Genomic DNA, 23,250 nt, shown 5'->3' on the forward strand with positions numbered 1-23,250 from the left:
AGTGCTTTCCCTTTTAAGGCCTTTTTCTTATGTTGGAATCTCTCCTATGCAAAAGTATTTATACTCCGTCCTTTTTCTTACGATCCTCGCTCTTTGCACTTCTCCCATAGGAGCCGAAGAAATAGAACTACAAGTCGTCCTTAAAAACGGGACAACCGGCGGAGTCGGGAACGCCGACGAAATCCGATTATTCGCATTGGAAAGGCAAATGATTCCCTTATCGGTCGGAAACTTAGGTCCCGTACAAGGATCCTTTCGACTGCCCAAGGTAAACGCTCCGGACGGATTACCCGTTTTGCTACAGGTGACCTATAAAGGGGTGAACTATAACAAGATCGTCCCTCCGGTTCCGATGATGAGAACCAAACCTCAGGAAGTGACCGTTTACGAGAAAACGAACGACAGAACCCTCATCAAGACCAAATCGCTCCTTCAGGTCGTGAGAACGAGAGATGCATTAGTTGTTTATAAAGTATTTATATTAACGAACAATATTATTCCCCCTAAGAGCTTCCAAAACGAAGCGGATCCGATGGAGATTTATGTGCCCGAGCAGGCCACGGACATAGTGGCCCAATTGACCCAGGGCGCAGGCATGGGAATCCCGCTTCCTCTCAGAAAAGGTAGAAACGGATGGGCCATTGATCGACCTATCCTTCCCGGATCCTCGCAATTATTCGTATCCTATTCCATCCCCGCGCCGGATTTGGCCAATGTGAATTTCAAGGACAGACTTCTCTTTGAAAATAGAGAGGGAGAAAGGGTCGTCTTTTCCAAACCGAAAGACATGAAAGTATCTTTTATAGGTGCGGGGAAGACCAGTCCGGTCTTGGAAGAAGCACCCGATGACGTAACGGCAAATATCGTCGCTTATCCGGCTCCTCAATACGAGATTACTCTTTCGGTCAGCGGAGGAGATCCGGTCCTAGAACAGGCGACGGAGCAAGAACGGGAAATCGTCAACGGAAAATATTTTACCTCCACGCAGACCACAATCTACGGTGTGATCGGGGTAATTTCCTTCTTATTCTTATTATCTTTTTTGATCGCTCAGAAAAGAAATAAGGGAAATCAAGACCTTTAGAGAAAATCCTACTGTTCTGAAATGACACTGAACGGAAATTCCGATTCTTGCAATCAAAGAACCCCCAGGTTTCTCACGTAGGTACTGTCAATTTTCTGACTAAGGGAGGTTCCATTCTCTTAAAGAGTAAATAGAACCTTACTATTCGGAATATTTCCTATTTCTTCTTGGCGGCGACTTTCTTTTTAGGACTAGCTTTCTTTTTGCTAAGGGAGGCCTTAGCCCCGGCTTTCTTACTAAGAGGTGCCTTTTCAGGAACCAAAGAGTCCACGAAATCCTTAATATCCTTTAGGACCTTCTCCTTGTCCGGAGATAACTCATTCATAATTTCATGATATAGACCCTTATAGGTCTTCATTCTCTTGTTCTTATAAGCCAGATGATTATAGAATTCGAGACTCCCGGACGGATCGGCGATACCGTCGGCCAATCCGTGTAGGATCAGAATCGGAGTCCTAAGAATCCCCGCTTTCTTATTCGCGATTGCACCCTGTTGGAACAATTCGTATCCCATCGAAAGGGAAATCTTTCCGTGAACTAAAGGATCGGAAACGTAGGCCTGCACGACCTCAGGGTCCCGGCTGATCAGATTCACGTTTAGGTTCGCATCCAAAGTAACCGAAGGAGCGATTTTTCGGAGAAACCCTGCGATCGAAATTTGAATCCTTTGGACCGGATTGGTCGGTATCTTTAAAGCGGCAGCGGAGGTGATCACGGCATGCAGATAATCCTGATTAATCCCCTCTAAAGAATAGCGGATCACCACGACTCCCCCCATCGAGTGACCTAATAATAGTATTTTATCCTTATTTTCCCTTTTACGGACTTCCTGAACGAAATCGGCTAAATCATCTACGAAAAGCTCGAAACTGGCGGCATGCCCCCTTTTACCCTCGGACTTCCCATGACCCCGCATATCGAATCCGTAAAAACTAACGTCACTATCCTTGAAAAATTGGATCAAGTTCGAATATCGCCCGCTATGTTCTCCGAATCCATGATTAAAGACAATCACACGATTTGCCCCGGGTTTTATCCAAGCCTGAGCATAAAGTTTAGTATTGTCTCTGGAGGACTGTATAAAGAATTCTTTGTGTTGGTAGGCCATGATTTTTGGCTCCATTGATGATTGGGGCGGATATCCCGAATGCGACCGAAGCTATCCAGAAACAAGGCTGGGGTCAAGTAAATATTCCGAATCGGCAGATGGAAGGTCATAAACGAAGGAAAGTGACGAACGAAGATCACATTTTCGTTGCGGATTCCCTTTCCTTCTTCGAAGGTGTCGCTTTACGAGCCCTTAATTCTTTCGGGCACAATTTTGAAACATACAGAACCCCGCTTTGACTCAATCGGAAAGTGAACCGTCGGATCGGGAATACAACATACTCTTGGAGAGAATAGAATGTCAGAACAATCGTCGGAAAAAAGCCTACTTCGCTATTTCGGATTAGGCGAACTCGCGGCCCATGGAGGCAGAGCGGTCCTAGCCTTTTGGATGATCATGGGAATGGCATTCTTCCTTTTTGCCGATCAAAATCTAATCGCCCCTAACTTGAGAAATATCGCCGCTTCTTTCGGGATCACCGAGCAAAGCGAGATCGATTGGAAGTTGGGAGGAATCATCCCGATTTGCTTCTTCGTTCTGGGTGGATTCGTTTCGGTCTACATGGGATATCTCACCCAAAAATTTCCTAGAAAATGGTTGGTCATCGGCACCGTTCTATTGGGAGAAATTCCCTGCCTACTTTCCGGATTTGCGGGAACCTATAAGGAGTTCCTGATTCTCCGCACCTTAACCGGATTCGGGTTAGGAGGAAGTTTCCCTTTACTATTCTCTCTCGTTGGCGACTATTTCTCGGATAAATCCCGCTCCACCGCCGCGGGTTACCTTTCTTTATCCATGGGACTCGGAGTGGGAATCGGACAGTTGGTGGGAGGAGAATTAGGAACCGCGGACCCTATAAACGGATGGAGAACGAGCTTCATCTATATGGCAACGCCTTCCTTCCTATTCATGCTGATCTACGCACTATTCTGCCAAGAACCGGCGAGAGGAGGAAAAGAGAAGGAACTCTCGGGAGTCTCCGTGGATTTGAATTCGGAATCGGTTCGTTTAACATGGAAGGATATTCGGAATATTTTCACCCGCAAAACGAATATAGGAATCTTCCTACAAGGAATCCCAGGTTGCGTCCCCTGGGGAGTCTTCTTCGTATTCTTGAACGACTATTACGAATTCCATTACGGATTACCGAAAGATATAGCTTCCGCCCTGGTGATTTATGCGGCTGCAGGAATCTTCATCGGGACTTTCTTCGGAGGAGTGATAGGACAAAAAATCTACGATACAAAAAAGACCTTATTGCCCATATTCTGTGGAGCTTGTATCCTGACCGGTATCGTTCCGACGGTTTTCCTCCTTCATGCGGGAAATATCGCCTCCAGTCCTTTGTTCATCCCTGTGAACATCCTGACGGGGATCATCATTTCGGTCACAGGCCCGAACGTGAGGGCCTTGATCATGAACGTCAATCCTCCCAAGAGTAGATCTTCTATGTTCGCTCTTTATAATCTTACGGATAACTTAGGAAACGGATTAGGGCCCGCAATGGCAGCCCTACTTCTCACCATTCTGCCGGACAGAACTACCGCATTCACGATCTCCATTTTGTTCTGGGTTCCTAGCGGTCTTTCCTGGCTTTATATCCTGAAAAATTTCAAAAAAGACCACGACTGGATGCACCAAGAATTGGCGGACGAAGCCAAGAGAATCAAAGGAGCGGTCTAATTGGAATTTTCGGACGTCGAATTATACTTATTTGATATAGAAGGGACAACCACGCCGATAGAATTCGTGCATAAGGTCCTCTTTCCTTATTCGAATCGGAATTTCGACGCCTTCTTCGGAGAGGAGGAGAATAGGGAAAGGTATTTCCAGGACCTCCTGCTTTCCTCGAAGCAGGAACCCGAATACTCCAGCGTATTGGAAAAGAATTCCGACTCTCTTTCCGAGTTTTGCAGATTTTTAGTATCAAAAGATCGTAAATTAGGAGTTTTGAAAGAAATCCAGGGAGGAGTCTGGAAAAAAGGCTACGAATCCGGAGAACTCAAGAGTACGATCTTTCCGGACGTCCCTCCGTTCTTAAAGAGAATCAAAGAAAAAGGAAAAAGAGCGGCGGTCTATTCCTCAGGCAGTGTGGAGGCCCAGATTCTCATCTATCGCTATTGCGAAGCCGGCGACTTGACTCCTTATTTCGATTCCTATTTCGATACCGCAATCGGAGGAAAAAAGGAAGAAGTAAGTTACCTTAATATTTCCGAAAAACTTTCCTTAAAACCTTCTTCCATCCTATTCTTTACGGATATCAAGGAAGAAGCGGATGCCGCTACAAAAGCGGGATTCCGATCGGCGATTCTCTCCCGCCCGGGAAATCATCAGCAGGCGTCTCACGATTACGAAGTCCTGAAGAATTTCGACGCTATCCTTGCATAAGTTCCCGACCGATTGTTGGAATAAAAATTAGGGAAAGCCAGGCGGAAAGATCCTACAGAAAGGATATACCTTGCAGTCATGAAAGTCGGGAGTCTTAAATCCGGAAAGATCCGAAGTTCGATCGTTTCTTTTATTTTTCTAGCTCTTATTCCATTCGGTTTTTGTCATTCTTCCCTGGGAGAATTGATTACCGATTGGTCGAAAACCACCGATCTATTGGTAAGTCCTACTCGCAAATCCAAAAGAGTTTCTAAACTTCCCAAGGGAGCCGATATGCAAGTCATAGGTTTCCATAGGGAAGACGGCACAAGCGACGGAACGACCTGGATCCATTTAAAGAACGATTTTTCGGAAGGTTGGATCCCTTTTTCGGGAAACGAATCCATTATATTTAGGAATTATAAACTATTCTCCCAAGACGCTTCGATTTCAAATCCCACTCACTTGGACGGAGTACACCCCGATATATTTCTTTTCCCGGGGGGATTTACGTCGATCAACTCCCTCGAATTGGGAGGGATGCTAAGGCCTCAATTCGGAATATGGAAGAGAGAAACCGAAAAAAGAATCATATTGCGATTCAAAATGCGGGTAAATTTGGAGGACGATTGTATCGCTATCGAGGACGAAAGATTCGACAACGAAGATACGAAATCGAACGAAATCACAAACGAGTCTATACGGAAGGAGTGCGTCAGAGAAGCCATCCAAACCTTCGGAAAGAGTAGAGTAGATCTAGACGTCTCCGTTCAAATTAATCATACGCAAGGAAGTCTTTCCCTAGAAACTTCGGGCGGTTGCGATACGAACCCGAAACCTAAGAAAGAAAGATATTGCATACCGGAAATTGCGGTCCAGAGTCGGCCATCGTTAGAGTAGGATATTATCTCCCGATCCCGACAAGGAGCAGAGCGAAAAGAATTGCCTACATAAAAGCGGAATCCGATATTCGTCTTTGCCTTTTACCTCCGGGAGAAAATTCCATTCTTATGAAAGCACTTATCATGTCCGTATACGCCTATTTAATCTTACTATCTTCGGGCTCTCTGTTTGCGGCGGATCCGGATTTGGAGCAAGGCATCCAATTCTATAAGGAAAAGAAAAACTATGAGGCCTTGGGTTATTTGGAGAAATCTCTCCAAAAAGAAAAGACCGGAATCGCTTTCTATTATCTGGAAAAGAAGATGGATACGTCGTGGACCCTTGTCCCACCCTATAAGATCCTTCGCAACTCCGTTCAATCGGCCCCCTATCCCCGGAATCGATCGATTTGGATAAGATAGAGATCGTTCATCGGATCGGTCATCTCGCGGTTTATCCTAAATAGCCCCCGAATCTCGGAAAATTAAAGGTGTAGCGGCCGGACAGATCGACCGAAAATCATATTATGGCCCATTCCCGATCGGTCTTTGCCCTCATTCTATTCTTATCCTTTTCCTCTTCTATTTATTCCAAGGATATGATCTACGCGTTTCGCGACGTGGGCATGCCCAAAAACACGGGCAGCGACGGAATGCCTCGCAAAGAAAAGATGGTTCTCATCGGAGAAACCATGCTATTCGATAAAGTAAAGCCGATCGAACACGATGGCAAATACAAGAATTTGGAACTGGGTTACGATACCCGACCCGATATAGTTACGGTAAAAGTACATTACGATCCCGGAATACGCCCCGGCCAAATCCTCTATCTGATCGAAAAGGATTTCGATCATGAAACCTTTAAGGACGGAAGCATCGTAGGGCAGATAGAAGTGAAATCCGTCTTCCAAACCGCCTTTATCGGAAAGCAATTGAGGGGGGTCGGATATTTAAGCATCGCAAAGGATAAGGTACTCGCAGTGGCTTTTCCCGTTTCCTCCGAACTTACGGGTCCCGCACTTGTGGAAAGGAAGAAGGGAGATTATCATTTCACTCGTAACGAAATCCCCGAGGCAATCCAAGCCTATCGCAAAGCGATTCGTATGGACCCGCTTTCTCCCATGCCTCATTTTCGCTTGGGCTTACTCTATCTAAACGAAGCGGGAGTGGAATCCAAGGAACCTAGCTGCTCCGGAATCCTACCCATGAGCGCCGGTGCGGAATTTTCCTCCGCTTGGAAGAAGAGAGCCAGATTCGAAGTGAACCAAGACGTACTGCAATTCTCTAGGGATTACGTGTCCTTTTTAAATTGTAAGTCGGAACAGGCCCCCTCCTTTGCCAAGGGAAGTCGCATCCCGGAAGAATTGGAAAGAGCCCAGGAAGTAGCAAGACTAGGCTTTCAAATCTTAAAAACCGATTATGAACTCTTAATACGTAGCGCGGAAACATATTACAAACTGTATAACTCTTACTCTCCTTCCCAAAAACCGAAAGGCAGCTCGCCGGAAGAGGATTCCAAATCCAGAAACCGCCAGGAAAAATCCTGGGAAATCGCTCAAAGATTATTGAAAGAAGCTTCCTTGGATAACTTGACGGATTATAGAATTCATAGATTGACCGCTTTATTATATGGAAAAAGATATCTGGAACTTTCCAACGGTTCCAAATCCTCCACGCTCAGCGATGAGGCAAATTTTCTTAGAAACAAGGCCTTGGAATCCGTCCAAGCCTACAAACTCCATCGGCCCAAAACGGTCCCGGGAGATAAAGATCTTCTAATATTAGAAAAAGATCTCTGACCCTTCGATACGATTTCCCTTAGGAAAATCACTCAGGGCAGGCCAACTTCGTGACGCTTCGCGTGCAATACAATGCGACCCGACTATCCCGTAGGGGCCTGTCCGAGTGATTCGAGCAAGGCGAGAGTCGTATCGAGGGGTCAATCCTCAATCGGCAATTTTCCGTCTCTCACGCTTTCCTTCATCGCCTTGAAAGTCTCTTCATAATTATTACCGATATTCCAAACCACGAAACCGTTGCTTTTGCTATCCACACTGGCTTCTATCTGGGCCTTAATATAATCCTTTAAGGATTTTCCGGAAGAAGAGATACTCATACTGAAACCCTGGATCCACCCGACTACCCTCGTAGTTGATAAGGAACGTTTCTTTGCGTTGGACAATCCGTCGTAAATCGTCTGGTAAGGGTTCGCAATTCTTGCCGGTTGGTGATAGAAATGGGAAGGATAAAGCATGGGGTAAAGTACGTCCACCAATTGTGCGAAATTCTCCACCTTCTGCCCGATCTGATCGTCCTTATTAAACGGAATTCTACCGAATATATCCGCGCTCAAATAAGGCATTTTCTCGCATTGATCGGCTTCCTTTCTGATTTTTTCGATCACGGATTCTATGTTCTTGTATTTCTGTTTCAAGGTCAATTTGATATCGGTGACATCCGCATAACGTATATAATCCAACTGTATCTCCGGAAACCCTGCTGCACAAGCCTTACGAACGTGACCCAAAATCGAATCCATCCTAGTCGGACTAGGCAGTTCCGTTTTCAATCCCCCATCGAAATTCACGACTCTCGCAACAGGATAAAAACCCAATTCTTTCAGTCTGGAAATTTCGGATGCGGGAGGAGTCGTAGATTGAACATCTATCACGAGTACGTTTACTCCGGATTCTCTCGCTCTAGATAATAGATCGTCCCATTGTTTTTTGGACTTCTTATCCGTAATCATCCCGTTATTCACATATAGGCCCCGATAGAATTTGGGAGGAAGGGGGAGATTGGAATTTCCCGTTCTCAAGCGGCTCGGCTTGACTTTAGGGAGTTCCTGTTCGGGCTCCACGGTCTTGGAAACTACGGGCGCTTTCGCACTCTTCCTTTCCTTCTCCTGAACGGAGGCGGTCCGAACCGAAGGCCTTTCTTCTCTAGCCGATTCCGCCGGTTCGTTTCCCCTTCTAGAGTTCTCCGGAAACGGAATCGTAAACTCGGCACATACTGGAAAGGCGGTTAAAATGAAAATAGGAAGAAAAGAAAACGGTTTGCGCAAGATTCTACTCCGGTTCTATATATAGTATCGAACCTACATTTGCGGTTCTTGCCCTCTTTGTAGGAGTTCCTTCAAAAAAGGAGAACCGGATATGAACTTAGGCTACGCCTATCACGAGACTTTTCTTAAGCACGATACCGGGTCTTTCCATCCCGAATCCCCCAAAAGACTGGAAGCCATCATGAATAAATTGGCCTCCACGAACTACTTTAGGAATTTAAAAGCGGTTCTCCCCGAAAAACTTCCCGTTGAGTTGATAGAACCGGCACATAATAGTGAGCATGTTCTAAGATTTAGTTCCATCCAGGGAAAAAGAGGAGGCTTCGACGCAGACACTCCCTTCTCCGAACCCACTTTCGATGCGGCGTTACTCGCGTCCGGAAGCGGCGTAAGTCTGGCAAAGAAATTGCTGACGGGAGAATTGGATTCGGGCATCGCCTTGGTTCGTCCTCCCGGCCATCATGCGGAAACCGGAAGAGCCATGGGATTCTGTCTCCTGAATAATATAGCAATCACCGCGCATTATCTACTCTCACAAGGAGCGGAAAGAATTTATATCCTGGATTGGGACGTTCATCATGGAAACGGGACCCAGGAGATATTCTACGATTCCGACCGCGTCTTCTTTACATCCCTCCACCAATATCCGTTTTATCCGGGATCCGGTTCCCAATTCGAAACGGGAGAAGGCAAGGGAAAAGGAACCACTTTGAATTTTCCCCTTCCCTCCGGATCCGGAGATTCGCAATACCTGGATATCTTCCGAGAAAAGATCACTCCTTCCTTACTCGAATTCTCCCCCGATTATGTACTCATCTCCGCGGGTTTCGATGCTCACAAAAGGGACCCATTGGGAGGCATGAATTTGAGCACAGATGCTTTTGCGGAATTCACTCGAATCGTATGCGATATCTCTCAAGAATCGAAGGCGAAGATTCTCTCTTTCTTGGAAGGAGGCTATGATCTAGAAGCCTTGGCGGAGAGTGTGGAAGCCCATATATCGGTTTTGGCCGGATAAGACTTGCATTCCTTTATCTCCATATCCTATTCTTCTAAGCCGTAAAAAAGCCGATGTGTAGGAGCTCCTCGGACAAAAAAACGATTCTTTGCCCGGGGGCCCGCCGATATTCAAATCATGCAGGACCTCCACTCACAAACCGACCTCGCCCTGCGCTTCCGAAACTACGTGATCCTACTAGATCGTATTCTCCGAGACGTAGAAGAGGAACTCCAACAAAATCGGTCGGTGAGAAACGAATGGTCGGAATGGAATTCCAATTGGAAACGGGTATGGTTAGCCTCCGATTCGAATGCGGATGACCCTCCATTACGTGATCGATTCTCTGTAAAACGGCGGATCGGCGGCAGTTTCTAAAAGATCCCCTCTAAAAAGGGGTTGAAATTATGTCTCTAAACGAATTCACTAGGATATCTAGAGGATTAGAATGGGGAGACTTACGCAAACAAAACTCTTTCTCTTTCTATTACTCGGAAGCCTATTCACTCAATCTGCGGTTTCCGAGCCGCTACCCAATTTCAGCCTAAAGGAAAAGGAAGCCCGAACCTTCTTCAAACGAGGACTCGCCTACTATAATAAGGGAGAGTTCGCCGCGGCCAGGGAGAATTTTCTCAAGTCCTTATCGATCAAGCCTGACTTCAACCACGCAAAGTATTTCCTTTCCGAAACCTATTATCTGAGCGGCGACTGGCAGGAAAGTCTATCCGAGTTGGAACAATTAGAATCTTCTAATAAGCTGAATCTGATTCAGAAGAATAGGCTGGACGCCCTCCGATTCGGATTAGGAGGCGGAAACAGAAAAGAAACATTAGAATATTATAAATCCATATTCGGAGACGACCTACGAAGGTTCCGCTTCCGGAATCCGGCCGACGTGGCCGTGGACGAAGAAGGCTATTTATTCGTAGTGAGCTTCGATACGGCAAACGTGGTAAAATTCGACGCAAACGGAAGCCCTTTGGAGAATTTCAAGGGAGGAATCGGAAGAAATATGGAAGGCCCCGTCTCCATTTCCATCCGAGGAAAATCCGTCTTTATAGCCGATTACGCCGGAGACAAGGTCTATGAGTTCGATACGAAAGGAACTTATAAGAATAGATTCGGTTCCACGGGCAAGGAACCCGGAAATTTCCACGGTCCTGCCGGCGTTTATTGTACCAAGGAGGGCTTTCTTTACGTTTCCGATATGGGAAATAATCGGATCCAGAAACTGGACAAGGAAGGAAAGGTCCTACAGGAAATCGGATTAGGAATTTTGAAACAACCCGCGGGCATTAAGGTAAACAATCGGGGAGAGATCTACGTCGCCGATCGCGGCAACCGTAGGATAGTTATATTCGATAACGAGGGAAATTTTCTAAAGGAGATATCCAACCCTTCCTTTAAGAGACCCCGCAATCTTGCGATCCGGGATAACAAAGTCTATATTGCGGACGAGACCGCGGGTCTCTTCGTTTACGATTCCATCGCCAAGACCTGGAATAAATTCGAGAGCTTCCGAGATTCCAAAAATATAGTCCGCAATTTCGACCAAACTTTTTCTTTGGCCTTCGATTCCACCGGTTCCCTTTTCGTGGCCGATTTCAATCGTCATAGAGTCGAATCTTTCGCACCTAAGGGGCAACTCTCCTCCAACCTGGATCTGATCGTGGAAAGGGTAATCAGTTCCGATTATCCCGACATCTCTCTCGTTCTCCACGCCAAGGATAGACACGGGGATCCTGTGAAGGCGATTCCCAGAAGTTCGTTCCGTATCTACGAGATGGACAATCTCTCCCCTCTTATCGGTTTGACCGACATGAAGAAATACAATAACCGAATCAGTGTTTCGATCGTAGCGGAAAACTCCCAGATCATTTCGGAATCCTATCCTACGATCGAGAAGGCGTTGCGTCCTTTTCTATCCGAGATCCGGGAAGAAGATAAGATCCAACTACTTCGTTCCGGCAAGGACACTCAGACCGCGTATCCGTTCGGACGTAGCATGTACGATATCCTAAAATCCATCCGTTCCTTCGTTCCCGAGGAGGAATTCCAGATCGGAAAATCCTTACAGAAAGGAATCACCGATCTACTGGATAGTTTGGGCCCCAGAGCCGTCGTCGCCGTCGTATCCGGAAGAGATTCCAAGGCGGCATTCACCCAATTTTCTCCCACTAAGATCATAAGATTCGCGGTGGCTCACGATATACCCATTTATTTCTTATGCTTGGGAGAACCGGGAGAATCAACTTCCGTATATAAGGAAATTGCGGAGAAGACCAAAGGAAAATTCTTAACGATCCCTGCGGGAGGATCCGAGAAGAATCTAAGGACCTGGATCGATTCCAAGAAGGACAGACGTTATCTTCTCTCCTTCCGGAGTAGAATCAATTCTTCCGGCGGGGACGTCTACGTCCCGATAGTCGTGGAGTCTATATTCAGAAATTCGAATGGAAAAACGGAGACGGGATTCTTTACGCCATGAAAAACTTCCTTTTCCGTCACCTTTCTCTACTCGTCTGCGTCTTCTCTCTTACATTCTTCTCCGGCCCGGCATTTTCCAAGGAAACCATAGAATGGATCAAGGAAGGAGAAGCCGCTCTCCATTCCAGAAATTACGCCGGAGCCTACGATGCTTTTCGAGAGGCCGTAAATAAGAACCCTCTCTCCGTAAGATCCAGAATGGGCTTGGCGGAAGCGGCCTTAAGGTTACACAAATACAAAGAGGTCCTACAGGCCCTGGACAAGGTTCTAGAACTGGAACCTAAAAACAAAAAAGCCGTCCGAGAAAAAGCCTCGACTCTGGCCAGAACCGGAAGATTCGACGAAGCCTTCCAACTGCTGAAACCGTTTTTGGACGAGGACAGATACGATAGCGAACTTTTTCCCATTTATATTTCGGTACAATTGGATTCGGGAAAAACGGAAAAAGCCACTCTGGAATTCAATTCCGCCTATTCCCGTATGCCCAAGAACCGGGAAATCCGAATGCTGGAGGCGAGAATCGCCGCATTGGGAGGAAATTTTTCCAAGGCGTCCGCTCTAAGAGATCAGCTAGAATCCGAGTCTTCCGATGAATCGGGAGTATTTCTGGAATCCGGAAAGTTCCTACTTTCTTGGGCGGAAAAATCCTCCGGAGGCAAAAGGGACACGAAAATCGCGGAAGCCGCCGAGAAGTTCGAAAGATCCATTTCCCTTTATCCCAACGAAGAGGAATCCCTCAAATTACTTGCAAAAACCCGAATATACTCGGGACGCTATTCCGAAGCGGAAGAATTACTGAGTAGATTGCTAACTCTTTTTCCGAACGAAACGGAGTATTTGTATTTAAGATCCTACGCAAGATTGAGAAAGGACCCGAGTTCGAAGGAAGCGAGAGCGGATCTAGAGAAACTCATTTCCTTGGACGACTTGGACCCTTTCGCAAGAAATCGTTCCGAATTCTACTCCATAGATAACCTTCCCCAAGGAAACTCTCTTCGTAGAACCTTGGGAGAATACAGGCTCCAAAGATACAAGGCCAATCGAAATAGCTTCCTTTATGATCTGTCTTGGTTCCATTTGATCAGGGCCAGAGAACTCCTTCCCAATCGTCCCGAGATTCTCGTTCTGACTCTGGACGAGTACAAAAGAAGAGGGCTTTTTCCCAGTTATTTCAATCTGCTTCTGCATCTTCGGGAAAAATTTCCGGATAACCAAAAATACGGATATGCCGTGGAGAATAATCTGGACGGATTCAAGTCCTCTTTGAGTTACAGAGAAGGACTCGTCAAGATAGGAGAATTCGGTATCCAAGAGGATTACGGCCGCACTCCTCCCGAACTGCTCATATTCGATCCGGAGACGGACGATTTCCTTTCCAAGCATCCGGATTCTTCGGCTTTACTAGGCAAAGTAATACGAAGTTTTATAAGTAAGGACCCGAGAGTCAGATCCGCGGATTTAGATTCCAAGTTAGGCGCCTTAGACCTCGAACCTTACTCGGGAGCGGCTTACAAGACGGAGAAAAATTATTCTTCTATAAAGAATCAAAAAGGAGAAGGGATTCGTTTCGTAGCGAGCGGTAAATTTTCCTTCAAGAACGACACTCTTCGCATGGAGTGGACCCTAAGGGATCATAAGGAAGAGAAAATTCTAGGAAAATTCCAGGTATACTCTAAAGGAAGAGACGCGATCGTAGAAGCCGTCCTAAGAACTAGGGATAAACTTCTGGAACTGATTCCTGCGAGCGGAAAAGTACATCGCGTGAAGGAAGACTCGGTCATAGTAAACGCGGGCAGCATCGACGGGCTTGTAAAAGGACAGACGGTCTATTTCTTTAACGGCGGCAACTTAATAGGAGAAGGTTCCGTCTCCGAAATCGATCTGTATACCTCCAAGGTTCTTCCCAAAAATGCGGACTCTTTCCTCAGAACCGTAGCCGTAGGCAATAAGGCGTTTTGGAGAAAGGGAGAAGGCCCGGCTCCAGCGGGTAAATAATTTCAGTATATTCTGAATTCTTTTAGCGTTTAGGATTCCCTTTTGATTTTCATCTGTCGCTCCTCTTTCGAATGCTCCGCCTCCGAGTTATACGATTTTCACGCTAGCCCCGAAGGATTCTCCCGATTGGTAAGTTTGTCTCCCGGAGTGAAAGTCATCCAAGCCCCCCTATCCCTTCTTCCCGGATCCAGAACGATCGTGGAGCTCCGCTTTCTATTCTTCTTTAGAATCCGTTGGACCGCTTTGCATATAGAACATTCTTACGGGGAAAAATTCGTGGATGTACAGGAAAAAGGCCCTTTTCGCTCTTTTCGACACGAGCATCTATTTATCAAAAAGGAGGAGAACCGTTCCTTGTTGGAAGATCGAGTGACATGCGAACCTCCGTTTTTCCTTTTACCCTCTTTGTTGGAATTCCTACTTTCCGAAAAGATGCGAAAAGAGTTCCTACGAAGACATGAAATCACCGCCCTCGCAATCGGATGCGGGCATAAGACCGATTTTTGCGGAAAGGCCTAAGCTTTTTCCTTTTTCAGATTTTTATCCATTATTTGCTTGCTTATTAATAATGATTTCTCAGTATTGGGAATATGAAAATCCAAGGGGTAGGTTTAATTCAACCCGACAAGTCCGGCATCCGCCGAGGACTATCCCTTTGGTTGGTTCTGACATTTTTAGGAGCCATCTACCTCCATAGCGGGCATATACACGCTCGCGATTTTGCTCCCGGCGGAATTCAAAACAAACAGATCGAACATAGCTTCTCGGAAGAATGTCTGGTCTGTTCCCAAGGCTCCTCCATACAAGCCGACCGGGAAAAATCGGAACCGGTGCTTGCAGCTCCCGAACTGCTTTCCGGAAAAATCGATCAATATACATCCATTCTATTAGAAATCCTTCTATTTCATTTTAATAAAGGAAGATCTCCGCCCGACCTTTCCTAGCCCGTTTCAAAATCTAAATAGACTTTAACGACCGAACGATTGTTCGGGCCCGCTTTTACGCGGGAGAATTAGGAAAGAATGAAGAAATTATTTACCATTATTTTAACGGCGCTCGTCCTGCCTTTCGCGGAAGCGTTCGCCCTGGACGTGAATCTTAAAGGGAAAATCAAGGATACGGACGGTCGCCCCGTTGCGAACGCAAGACTTTATATTACGGAAACAAAATTCTCCGTCCGCTCGTCAAGTGACGGTAGTTTTGAATTCCAACATCTTTCTCCGGGAACTTACACCCTAGTGATCTCCGCCCAAAATTTCGAATTAAAAACCGAAAAAGTAGAATTATCCGAAACGGACAAACAATTGGATCTGACTCTCCGTCCTTCTCTCTTAGAAGGAGTAGCGATTAACGTTACGGCCAAATCCGCGGCCTCCGATTTCCTCTCCACCCCTCAACCCACTACCGTTTTAGAAGGTAGACAGCTACAAAGATTGAGAGGACAAAACGTGATGTCCGCTTTGGAGAATACTCCCGGGACTTCCGTAATGACTACCGGGGCGGGAACCTCCAAGCCGGTGATCCGAGGTTTGACCGGACAAAGAGTTCTCGTTATGACGGACGGAGTAAGACAGGAAGAACAGCAATTCGGAGACGATCATACGGTGGATCTGGATGCGTTTAACGTGGACAAAATCGAAATCGTAAGGGGTCCCGCTTCCGTTCTTTACGGCTCCGATGCTCTCGGAGGAGTGATCAATGTGATCCGCTCCAAGGCCCCCACTGCCAAAGACGGGGCTCCTCTTTTAGGCGGAACCTTCTCCACGAATAGCTTCTCCAATAATAAGCAGGATGCGGGAGCTCTTTCTCTTTTCGGGTATCATAAGGATACCAATTTCGGATATAGAATCCAAACGGATACCAGAAAGGCGGGAAGAATCACCACTCCCCAAGGGACTCTGCCGAACACAGGATTTCATGAAAGAAACGTAAACGCTTCCCTGGGCACGGACGGATCCTGGGGAAATTTCTATGTGGATTCTTTCCAAAGATACCAGGAGCAGGATTTATACGATAATCCGAGCGAGAATTTAGGCTCCACCGCTTACCAAACCGTACTCCATCAAAAGACACATATGCACGGATTCTTTATCCTACCTTTCGTGAACGTGGAATTGGACGCGGGTTATCAGAGAAATAACAGAAGGGAAATCGAAGATAAGAATCGATACATGCCGATCAAAGACACTCTTATCGATCCTTCCGTGAGTCCTTACGACAAGGCGGTCTCTATCTACCAAGTGAACAAATACGATTACAAACAGGGACTGAATCTCTCCTTGGATACGACCACCGTGGATGCGAAAGTTCATCATAAGGAATGGAAGGGACTCAAAGGAACGATAGGTGCCTCCGGTATGCAACAAAGAAGTAATACGATCGGGACCGAGCCTTTGATTCCTGCTTATAGCTTGAATAATATAGGTTTCTTCGCATTCGAAGAATGGAAGATCAAGGATTTCACATTCTCCGCAGGCGCTCGTTCGGACAAAAGAAGTGTGGATATAAGGGAAAATACGGACTTAGGAAACGCCGAAACCACTAAGAATTACTCCGCAAGCACGGGAACCCTCGGATCCGTTTGGAGATTCGCCAAGGATTTCTCCCTTGCCTTGAATGCGGGTAGAGGATTTCGAGCTCCGACTCCTTTCGAACTATTCGCCAACGGAGTGCATGAGGGAAGCGGAAGGTTCGAAATCGGAAAGGAAGGATTAAGGCCCGAAGTTTCCCTGAATTACGACGCTTCTTTACGTTATGCGAACGATAGATTCCAAGCGGAGTTTAGCGTATTTAGAAATAGGATCGATAATTATATCTACTCCGTGAGCGCAGGCGCCATAGACGCGGATTCGGGACTTCCCATTTATCGCTATAGGCAGGATGCGGCCACTCTGGAAGGAGGTGAGCTTAGCTTCCAGGCTCAAGCGACATCCTGGTTGGTCGTTACGGGAGGTATAGACATACTGAGAGCCACTATACGTAAGAATATTCCGAACGAGATTCTTGCAGATCCTGCTAACGTGGATTTGGATTCCGTATATTCGGATCTAAAGAACAAGTATCTTCCAAGAATGAGCCCGAACCGGGGAAGATTGGGACTTAGGTTCACTAGAAAAGAATTATTAGGTATCTCTAATCCGTATTTTTCCGTTACCGGCACCTTCGTTCAGTCCCAGTACAAGGTGGACAAATTGGAGACCCCCACTCCGGGTTATAATCTCTACGATATAGGCTTCGGAGGAGAAATCCCCGGAATGACCAACGGAACGGAATCTGCGACCTTCGATGTGGCGGTTCTGAACGTTTTTGACAAGGAATACGTAAGCCATCTCAGCCGTTATAAGGACTACGCCCTGAATCCGGGAACTAACGTAACCTTTAAGACGACGATACCTTTTACGCTTATATCCAATTGAGGAAAGAAAAATGAATTCTAAATTTGTAATATTCTTCTTATTTTTACCGCTATTATCCTTTTGCCAGTCCGATTCAATTGGGGAAAAGGAGAAAAAGGCCAACCAAAAACAAACTTTGCTATCCTTGGCCACCGGAGGAACTGGCAAATCGGATTGCGTATATTGTTCCAATACCAGAGCCTTCGAGGGGAATTGTTCCTGTTATAAGGATATCGCTCTACTGACCTGTGCGGGTCTTCCGACAGGTCCTGCCAAATCGAATTCGTATAAGGTTTCCTGCAACGAGCTTACTTCCGTAGGCGCCTGGACGGAAAGCGGACCGGATTCCTTTTCCTGCACTTATCTGACCTGCCCCGCCGAAGCATATAGGGCGGCCTTTACTTCGGAAGGAAAATAGATCAGTAGATGGGAAGGCCGGTATTATAATCGATCGTGGTTCGTTTATAAGAAGAAGATAATAGATTGGAAGAGATCAGGTAATCGGCGGAAATCCGGTTATTTGCGATCGGGATATTGTACAAAACCGCGATCCTAAGCAGGGCCTTGACGTCCGGATCATGGGGTTGGGCGGTCAGAGGATCCCAGAAGAAAATCACTACGTCGATCTCTCCGTCCACGATCTTGGCTCCGATCTGTTGATCGCCGCCCAGAGGTCCGGAAAGGAATCGGTGCACGGGCAGATCGGCTCTCTCGTGCACGATCTTTCCGGTCGTTCCTGTCGCATACAGATGATGTCTTGCAAGAATTTCCTTATGGAGTTGGACCCATTCCACAAGGTCTTCCTTCTTATTATCATGCGCGATCAATACGATCCGCTTCGTTTTGGGAACTTCGGCACTCAACATGATGGGCTCCAAAATCAGGATCGTGAGAGCCCTCGGTTTATGAAACCATTTTTATGGTTTCTCTCCGATATGGCGTTCCGAATGATAGCGGGAATGGGACCGAATACGATTTCTCCGTCCGGGGTCGGTTATCTACTCCTCCTGCCCCTTCTTCTTTCCGTTACGATTTCTTTGCATACGGAAGAGGATCCTCATGATCGAAATCGTAAACTACAGGTATTGATTCCCGAATCGGCCCAGGAAGGACCTTGGAGCGAAGATCCTACGGAGTTCAAGGACCTGGATATACTCGGCGACTTCGGAGAGGACAGTTCCAAGCAATCTTTGGAAAAAACCAGAGAACATCTGTCCAAGGCCTTGGACGATTTCAGGAAAACCTCCGAGAGCGTTCAGACCAGAAGAAAGGCGGAGGAAGCCAAGGTTCTCGAATCGGAAAGATACGAATGGCAAAAAAAGACTAGGATCGAAAACGCAGAGAGAGCATTCTCCCGGGAAATCGCGCAAGCCAGACTAGAATCCGTTAAGCAATTGGCTCTCGCCATGAGAAACATGGATAAGATCAAAAATCCCAGAATCAATCGATCCGAATCCTTCCTGGATTTAAAAGCGGGAGTATATCGAGAATTTATAAAACACCAATATGCGCTCCGCAATTACGTGCAATCCGCGGAGTTCCTGGAAAAATATATAGCGCTCGATCCGAAAATGAACGACGAGGCCGAACCGCATCGCATGCTTTCCCATTGTTACGAAAGACTTTATCTTTCTGCCAAAAAATCGGGAGACGCAAACGCAATGGACTATTATCAGAGTCGTCGTAAAAAACACGGAATCCTATACGCGGAAATTGCGTACGGTCGGGAATCCTACGAATTTAAAAAGGTGTTGGAGCTTTTGGCCAGAGACTAGGCCTGTTCCGGAAGACCTAATTCCTTACGGAGGCGTTTATTTTCCTCCACAAGTTCCCGGATTTCCTGCTCGGTGTATTCGAAGAGCTTGGTTTGCGCTTCTAGGATTTTATTCATCTCTATCTCTTCGATGCTGGAATATTCCAAAGCTCTCTCGGTAGCCTTACGCAACTCGAGGGCATGCTTTAATTCCATGGTCTTGAGATTGTCTATGATTTCGGAGACTTTGAGGCGCTCGTGCAGGGTCAAGAGTTCCTGGTTCTTGAGTTCGTTTACCCTATCTATCGCGATATTAATATCCTCGTTGTTCTTCTTGATTTTGGCTTCGAACTCCAGAATCGCGTGCAACGCTGCATTCGCTTTGGTCGCATCTTTGTATTCTTTGTTCGCCAATTCGAAAACACCCTCGAAGAAGCCCACGTTAGCCAGGCAGCTGTTTCCGATCTCGTTTGCGACAACCTTGAAGAATTCGGTTTGGATGACTCGGTCTAGGATGATCCTTAAGGTACGGGGTTGCACCGGATTTTCCAGAACTTCCGTTTTACCCTTAGGAGAAAGCTTATTGTAAATTTCCTCCGCGTCCGGGGAGGAAATGATGGTTAAAGCCACGAAAGGATGCAACTCGAACCTTTTTAGGAAATCTTCCTTAATGGCATTCCATTCTTTGATCTGGGTATTTACGTAAAAGACGTTGATATCCTGGGGATCCAACTCTATGGATTTATAATCCTTTAACTGAACCTTACGTAATTCGATATTGATTCGCGGATGCTTCCAAATATGTACGGGGAATTCAGCTCCGGAAGTAATATGCCAAATATTTGCGGTTTTCAAAGCCGACTTCCCCCTTACTCGGCGTCCGGAAAGACGCCGGTAGCTATGCTACCGATCCCGCAGAAAGCGGGAGTCAGTCCCTATTTCCTGGGTTTCTCCATAAGGATAATTTTTTGAGTCCCTCTGTCAATTTCGTTTTTAGGGGGGAAAATGGGAGAAGAATGCGATTCAGAAAAACTCGTATCGGGGCGAAAAATTGCGCCAGCTTCTGAAAGAAATTAACCACAGCCGGAGGAAACCGCATATCGGTTCGTTTTAACATAATTACCGAACTTACGACTGCGATCGCGATATTTCCCAGCCAGGGCCCCAACCAAACCGGAACCTTGGAGGTATCCGAGATATTCGATCCGAAAGTGAAAAGCCCCCAATAAAGAATAATGAGAACCACGGCCATCGTGAAACTCATTCCTTTTCCGGACCGTTTCACCACCAGCCCCAACGGCAAAGAGACTAAGGAAAAAATAATACAAGAGACTGGAATCGCGAATCTTCTTTGGATTTCAATATTGAATTGGGCGAGTCTTTTCTTTGCCTCGTTCAATAAGGTGTTCAATTGTATTACGATGGTAACTCTCTGGGATTTCTCCTGTTCGGAAATATCTGGATCGTTCATGATCTGAACCAGATCGATTTGCAATTGCAAAAGTCTTTGCTTCAGTCCCTTAGGCGGTCCATCTTCGGGAATACCCATCTCCTTCAGGATTTCCAGGCCAGGAATCTCCTCCAATTTTCCCTGCTCTATATTATTTCGGATCTCGATGAGAGCCCAAAGAGTGAAGGATTCGGGATCCACGTCTATGACTAGGCTCTTCTTTTCCTCGGTCTTCGGGATATTATAATCCATCTCTCCCTTGCGGAGGTCTCCCACGGAGAATTGTCCCTTGCTCTTATCCCATTCCAGAATCCAAGCGTCCCGAAGACGGATGGATTTTTCGAATTCTCCGTCCGGCCCGACCTTTTCCACTAGGGTTCCTTTTCTAGCAGAAATAATCTGGGTGATATAGGATTCTCCCAATTGGATCTGGCGTCCGGCACCTCCTCCTATGGAAAGCAAAAGAGGATCCTGATTTTGAGGAATAAAAACTGTCCATTCTCGTATCTGAACTCCTGAAAGTTCTCCCGTCTTAGCGTTCACACCTTCCGTATACATGGCTCTGGCTTTTTCGGAGCCCGCACCTTGGACCTTATCTCCCGCGAATTGGCCAGGGGTCAAGGCGAGTAGCGGATTATAGGTCAGGATCCAATTATTGAACTCGGTCATCTTTCTCGTATTGATGGGAGAAAGATAGAAGCATAAATAAGCGACCACGATGGAGAGAGCGACTCCGAAGGCCACGAATACTACGTAGATACGGGAGAATCCTATTCCTGCGGAACGAATCGCAGTAATTTCGGAATCTCCGGACAAACGCCCTGCGGCCATGAGACCGCTCATAAGACTCGCCATAGGGACTGTGGTGGGAAGAATATTCCCCAATAGATAACCGAAATAATCCAAGAGTCGGAGAGGATCCACCCCCTTACCCACGAATAGGCCCACCATTTTTTGGAGAGCGATCGCCATGAAGATCGTCGTGAAGAATAGAAGGGAAACCAGAAACGGAGGAAATATCTCGAAGAAGATATAACGGTCCAGAATAGGAATGAATCTCCAGAATCTCTCCCGGTCGGTATGCACGTAAAAGCCGGGGGGAAGATCCGCAACGCTGTGGACCCTTACGGAACGGAGATCCCTACCCTCTTCCACTTTTCCAGAGGCTTCGGTTCCGAAGGAAGTAGTATCGGATTTTTTAATATTCGATTTCTTTTTACGAGGAGCTTCCCCTTCCCCTCGGGGGGAAGCCTTCTTCAATCCGCTACCCTTCCCTTTAAGGTGGCGCTGGTGGCGAATTCGATCTTAACGTTCAGTGTCTTACCGATCCATTCTTCCGCCTGGCTTCCTTCGGGGATAGGGAATACGGTCATGCGACCGCAAGGAGTTCTACCGCAGATTTCCTTTCCGGATTTTTTGGAAACGCCTTCGATGAGAATAGGGAATATTCTTCCGATCCTTGCCCGATTCTGCTCCAAGGAAATGGAGGTTTGCAGATCCACGAGCTTGGTCAACCGGTCTCCCTTTGTTTCCTCCGGAACATCGTCCGGATAACGTTTCTGAGCGATGGTACCTTCTCTTTCGGAATACTTGAACATGAAGGCCATATCGAAACCGACCTGTCGGACCACGTCGAGAGTGTCTTCGAATTGCTCCTCGGTTTCTCCAGGAAAGCCGACGATGATATCGGTGGTTAATCCCACATCGGGAACCACACTACGGATTCTTTGCACCACTTGTAGGAACTCTTCCTTGGAATAATTCCTTTTCATGTCGGTAAGCACATCGGTGTTTCCAGATTGGAGAGGAAGATGGATGTTCGCACAGAATCTAGGATTCTGTGCCATCAATTCCAGAAGATGATCCGGAAAATCCTTCGGGTGAGGAGAAGTGAAACGGATCCTTTCGATTTCGGTCTCGTCCAGAAGCATCCGAACCAGGCCCGCAAAATCGGTCCCGTCCACTTTATAAGAGTTCACATTCTGCCCGAGTAAAGTAAGTTGCTTCACTCCTTGCGCCACCAGATCCTTGGTTTCGCGAACGATGGATTGAGGATCTCGGCTTCTTTCCCTGCCTCGGGTATAAGGGACCACGCAGAATGTACAGAAATTATTGCAGCCCCTCATGATGGTAACGAAGGCTTGGATACCGTTAACCACTCGAGGTTCTATTTCGTCGTACGTTTCTATCTTGGAGAGACGCGTGAGGGAAACAGGTTGCTTGTCGGAGCGAATCCTTTCGATCAGATCCGGAAGGGTCCTGTAATTGTCCGGCCCCACAACGAGATCCAAAGGCAGTTCCTGGTGGAATAAATCGTCACCTAGATTCTGGGCCATGCAACCCAATACCCCGATCACTAGATCCGGATTACGTTTTTTTAAATAACCCAGACTCTGCAATCTTCCGTAAATCTTGGCGTGAGCGTTTTCCCGGATGGCGCAGGTATTAAGGAAAATAACGTCCGAATTTTCCGGATCGGAAACCGCCTCGAACTGAGCGCCTTGCATGAGACTGGATACGATGCCCGAATCGTATTCGTTCATCTGGCAACCGTAGGTCTCAATATAGACTTTACCGGCTTTTTTCTCGACTTCTATGACGCTCATAGGACGAGTTTCGGAGGGGGAAAGGCTCTGTCAACCCGGTCCAAGATCGAAAAATCGTTTCCC

20 protein-coding genes are annotated in these 23,250 nt (G+C 46.7%); 14 read left to right on the top strand and 6 right to left on the bottom strand.

What is annotated here, in order from left to right:
- The first annotated feature begins 46 nt into the window (after positions 1 to 46).
- Positions 47 to 1,084, top strand: coding sequence for a hypothetical protein (locus LEP1GSC061_RS03905; protein WP_040508034.1), 1,038 nt, complete (start codon positions 47 to 49; stop codon positions 1,082 to 1,084).
- A gap of 157 nt (positions 1,085 to 1,241) precedes the next feature.
- Here LEP1GSC061_RS03905 and LEP1GSC061_RS03910 read toward each other — a convergent pair whose 3' ends face one another.
- The gene (locus LEP1GSC061_RS03910; RefSeq protein ID WP_016543543.1) at positions 1,242 to 2,192 is read right to left on the bottom strand and encodes an alpha/beta hydrolase; all 951 of its coding nucleotides are present in this window, start codon (positions 2,190 to 2,192) and stop codon (positions 1,242 to 1,244) included.
- A 297-nt stretch (positions 2,193 to 2,489) separates the two neighbouring features.
- Between LEP1GSC061_RS03910 and LEP1GSC061_RS03920 the strand changes: the two genes are divergently transcribed.
- The 5 genes from LEP1GSC061_RS03920 to LEP1GSC061_RS03940 all read left to right on the top strand — a co-directional run bounded on the left by LEP1GSC061_RS03920 (position 2,490) and on the right by LEP1GSC061_RS03940 (position 7,239).
- Entirely contained in the window at positions 2,490 to 3,875 is a 1,386-nt protein-coding gene (locus LEP1GSC061_RS03920) for an MFS transporter (protein WP_016543842.1), read from the top strand.
- Positions 3,876 to 4,580, top strand: a complete 705-nt coding sequence (gene mtnC, locus LEP1GSC061_RS03925; protein WP_016543944.1) for an acireductone synthase — start codon at positions 3,876 to 3,878, stop codon at positions 4,578 to 4,580. It begins immediately after the preceding gene.
- 78 nt (positions 4,581 to 4,658) lie between these two features.
- Positions 4,659 to 5,459, top strand: coding sequence for a hypothetical protein (locus LEP1GSC061_RS03930; protein WP_016543953.1), 801 nt, complete (start codon positions 4,659 to 4,661; stop codon positions 5,457 to 5,459).
- A 110-nt stretch (positions 5,460 to 5,569) separates the two neighbouring features.
- Complete coding sequence (locus LEP1GSC061_RS03935; RefSeq protein ID WP_156844481.1) at positions 5,570 to 5,863, top strand: hypothetical protein; 294 nt, start codon at positions 5,570 to 5,572, stop codon at positions 5,861 to 5,863.
- 104 nt (positions 5,864 to 5,967) lie between these two features.
- The gene (locus tag LEP1GSC061_RS03940; RefSeq protein WP_016543875.1) at positions 5,968 to 7,239 is read left to right on the top strand and encodes a tetratricopeptide repeat protein; all 1,272 of its coding nucleotides are present in this window, start codon (positions 5,968 to 5,970) and stop codon (positions 7,237 to 7,239) included.
- Positions 7,240 to 7,379: 140 nt separating this feature from the next.
- On the opposite strand, the gene LEP1GSC061_RS03945 is transcribed toward LEP1GSC061_RS03940, so the two are convergent.
- On the bottom strand, positions 7,380 to 8,504 hold the full coding sequence (locus tag LEP1GSC061_RS03945) for a putative glycoside hydrolase (protein WP_016544168.1): 1,125 nt from the start codon (positions 8,502 to 8,504) through the stop codon (positions 7,380 to 7,382).
- A 91-nt stretch (positions 8,505 to 8,595) separates the two neighbouring features.
- On the opposite strand from LEP1GSC061_RS03945, the gene LEP1GSC061_RS03950 reads away from it, so the two are divergent.
- The 7 genes from LEP1GSC061_RS03950 (at position 8,596) to LEP1GSC061_RS03985 (ending at position 17,796) form a co-directional block, all read left to right on the top strand.
- Positions 8,596 to 9,522: a histone deacetylase family protein gene (locus LEP1GSC061_RS03950; RefSeq protein WP_016543952.1), complete on the top strand. Its 927-nt coding sequence runs from the start codon at positions 8,596 to 8,598 to the stop codon at positions 9,520 to 9,522.
- Between the two features lie 427 nt (positions 9,523 to 9,949).
- Positions 9,950 to 11,989, top strand: a complete 2,040-nt coding sequence (locus LEP1GSC061_RS03960; protein WP_016543327.1) for a VWA domain-containing protein — start codon at positions 9,950 to 9,952, stop codon at positions 11,987 to 11,989.
- Positions 11,986 to 13,983 (top strand): tetratricopeptide repeat protein, encoded by a 1,998-nt coding sequence (locus LEP1GSC061_RS03965; protein WP_016543425.1) that lies wholly within the window; start codon positions 11,986 to 11,988, stop codon positions 13,981 to 13,983. Before LEP1GSC061_RS03960 ends, LEP1GSC061_RS03965 begins: the two co-directional genes overlap by 4 nt.
- A gap of 42 nt (positions 13,984 to 14,025) precedes the next feature.
- On the top strand, positions 14,026 to 14,502 hold the full coding sequence (locus LEP1GSC061_RS03970; RefSeq protein ID WP_016543563.1) for an SRPBCC family protein: 477 nt from the start codon (positions 14,026 to 14,028) through the stop codon (positions 14,500 to 14,502).
- A 71-nt stretch (positions 14,503 to 14,573) separates the two neighbouring features.
- Positions 14,574 to 14,927: a hypothetical protein gene (locus LEP1GSC061_RS03975; RefSeq protein ID WP_040507769.1), complete on the top strand. Its 354-nt coding sequence runs from the start codon at positions 14,574 to 14,576 to the stop codon at positions 14,925 to 14,927.
- A gap of 78 nt (positions 14,928 to 15,005) precedes the next feature.
- Positions 15,006 to 17,399, top strand: a complete 2,394-nt coding sequence (locus LEP1GSC061_RS03980; RefSeq protein ID WP_016543775.1) for a TonB-dependent receptor — start codon at positions 15,006 to 15,008, stop codon at positions 17,397 to 17,399.
- A 10-nt stretch (positions 17,400 to 17,409) separates the two neighbouring features.
- On the top strand, positions 17,410 to 17,796 hold the full coding sequence (locus LEP1GSC061_RS03985) for a hypothetical protein (RefSeq protein WP_016543748.1): 387 nt from the start codon (positions 17,410 to 17,412) through the stop codon (positions 17,794 to 17,796).
- Between the two features lies 1 nt (position 17,797).
- On the opposite strand, the gene LEP1GSC061_RS03990 is transcribed toward LEP1GSC061_RS03985, so the two are convergent.
- Entirely contained in the window at positions 17,798 to 18,244 is a 447-nt protein-coding gene (locus tag LEP1GSC061_RS03990; protein WP_016543460.1) for a methylglyoxal synthase, read from the bottom strand.
- A gap of 93 nt (positions 18,245 to 18,337) precedes the next feature.
- On the opposite strand from LEP1GSC061_RS03990, the gene LEP1GSC061_RS03995 reads away from it, so the two are divergent.
- Entirely contained in the window at positions 18,338 to 19,153 is an 816-nt protein-coding gene (locus tag LEP1GSC061_RS03995; RefSeq protein WP_415751823.1) for an FcpA-related putative periplasmic flagellar protein, read from the top strand.
- On the opposite strand, the gene LEP1GSC061_RS04000 is transcribed toward LEP1GSC061_RS03995, so the two are convergent.
- The 3 genes from LEP1GSC061_RS04000 to miaB form a co-directional block, all read right to left on the bottom strand.
- Positions 19,150 to 19,986 (bottom strand): hypothetical protein, encoded by an 837-nt coding sequence (locus LEP1GSC061_RS04000; protein ID WP_016543488.1) that lies wholly within the window; start codon positions 19,984 to 19,986, stop codon positions 19,150 to 19,152. The genes LEP1GSC061_RS03995 and LEP1GSC061_RS04000 overlap by 4 nt on opposite strands.
- A gap of 73 nt (positions 19,987 to 20,059) precedes the next feature.
- The gene (locus LEP1GSC061_RS04005) at positions 20,060 to 21,841 is read right to left on the bottom strand and encodes an LptF/LptG family permease (RefSeq protein WP_016543319.1); all 1,782 of its coding nucleotides are present in this window, start codon (positions 21,839 to 21,841) and stop codon (positions 20,060 to 20,062) included.
- Positions 21,838 to 23,187 carry a tRNA (N6-isopentenyl adenosine(37)-C2)-methylthiotransferase MiaB gene (gene miaB, locus LEP1GSC061_RS04010; RefSeq protein WP_016543933.1) on the bottom strand — a complete coding sequence of 450 codons (1,350 nt, stop codon included), beginning with the start codon at positions 23,185 to 23,187 and terminating at the stop codon, positions 21,838 to 21,840. Before miaB ends, LEP1GSC061_RS04005 begins: the two co-directional genes overlap by 4 nt.
- Positions 23,188 to 23,250: the final 63 nt, after the last annotated feature.

This window comes from Leptospira wolffii serovar Khorat str. Khorat-H2, assembly GCF_000306115.2.
GTDB lineage: Bacteria > Spirochaetota > Leptospiria > Leptospirales > Leptospiraceae > Leptospira_B > Leptospira_B wolffii.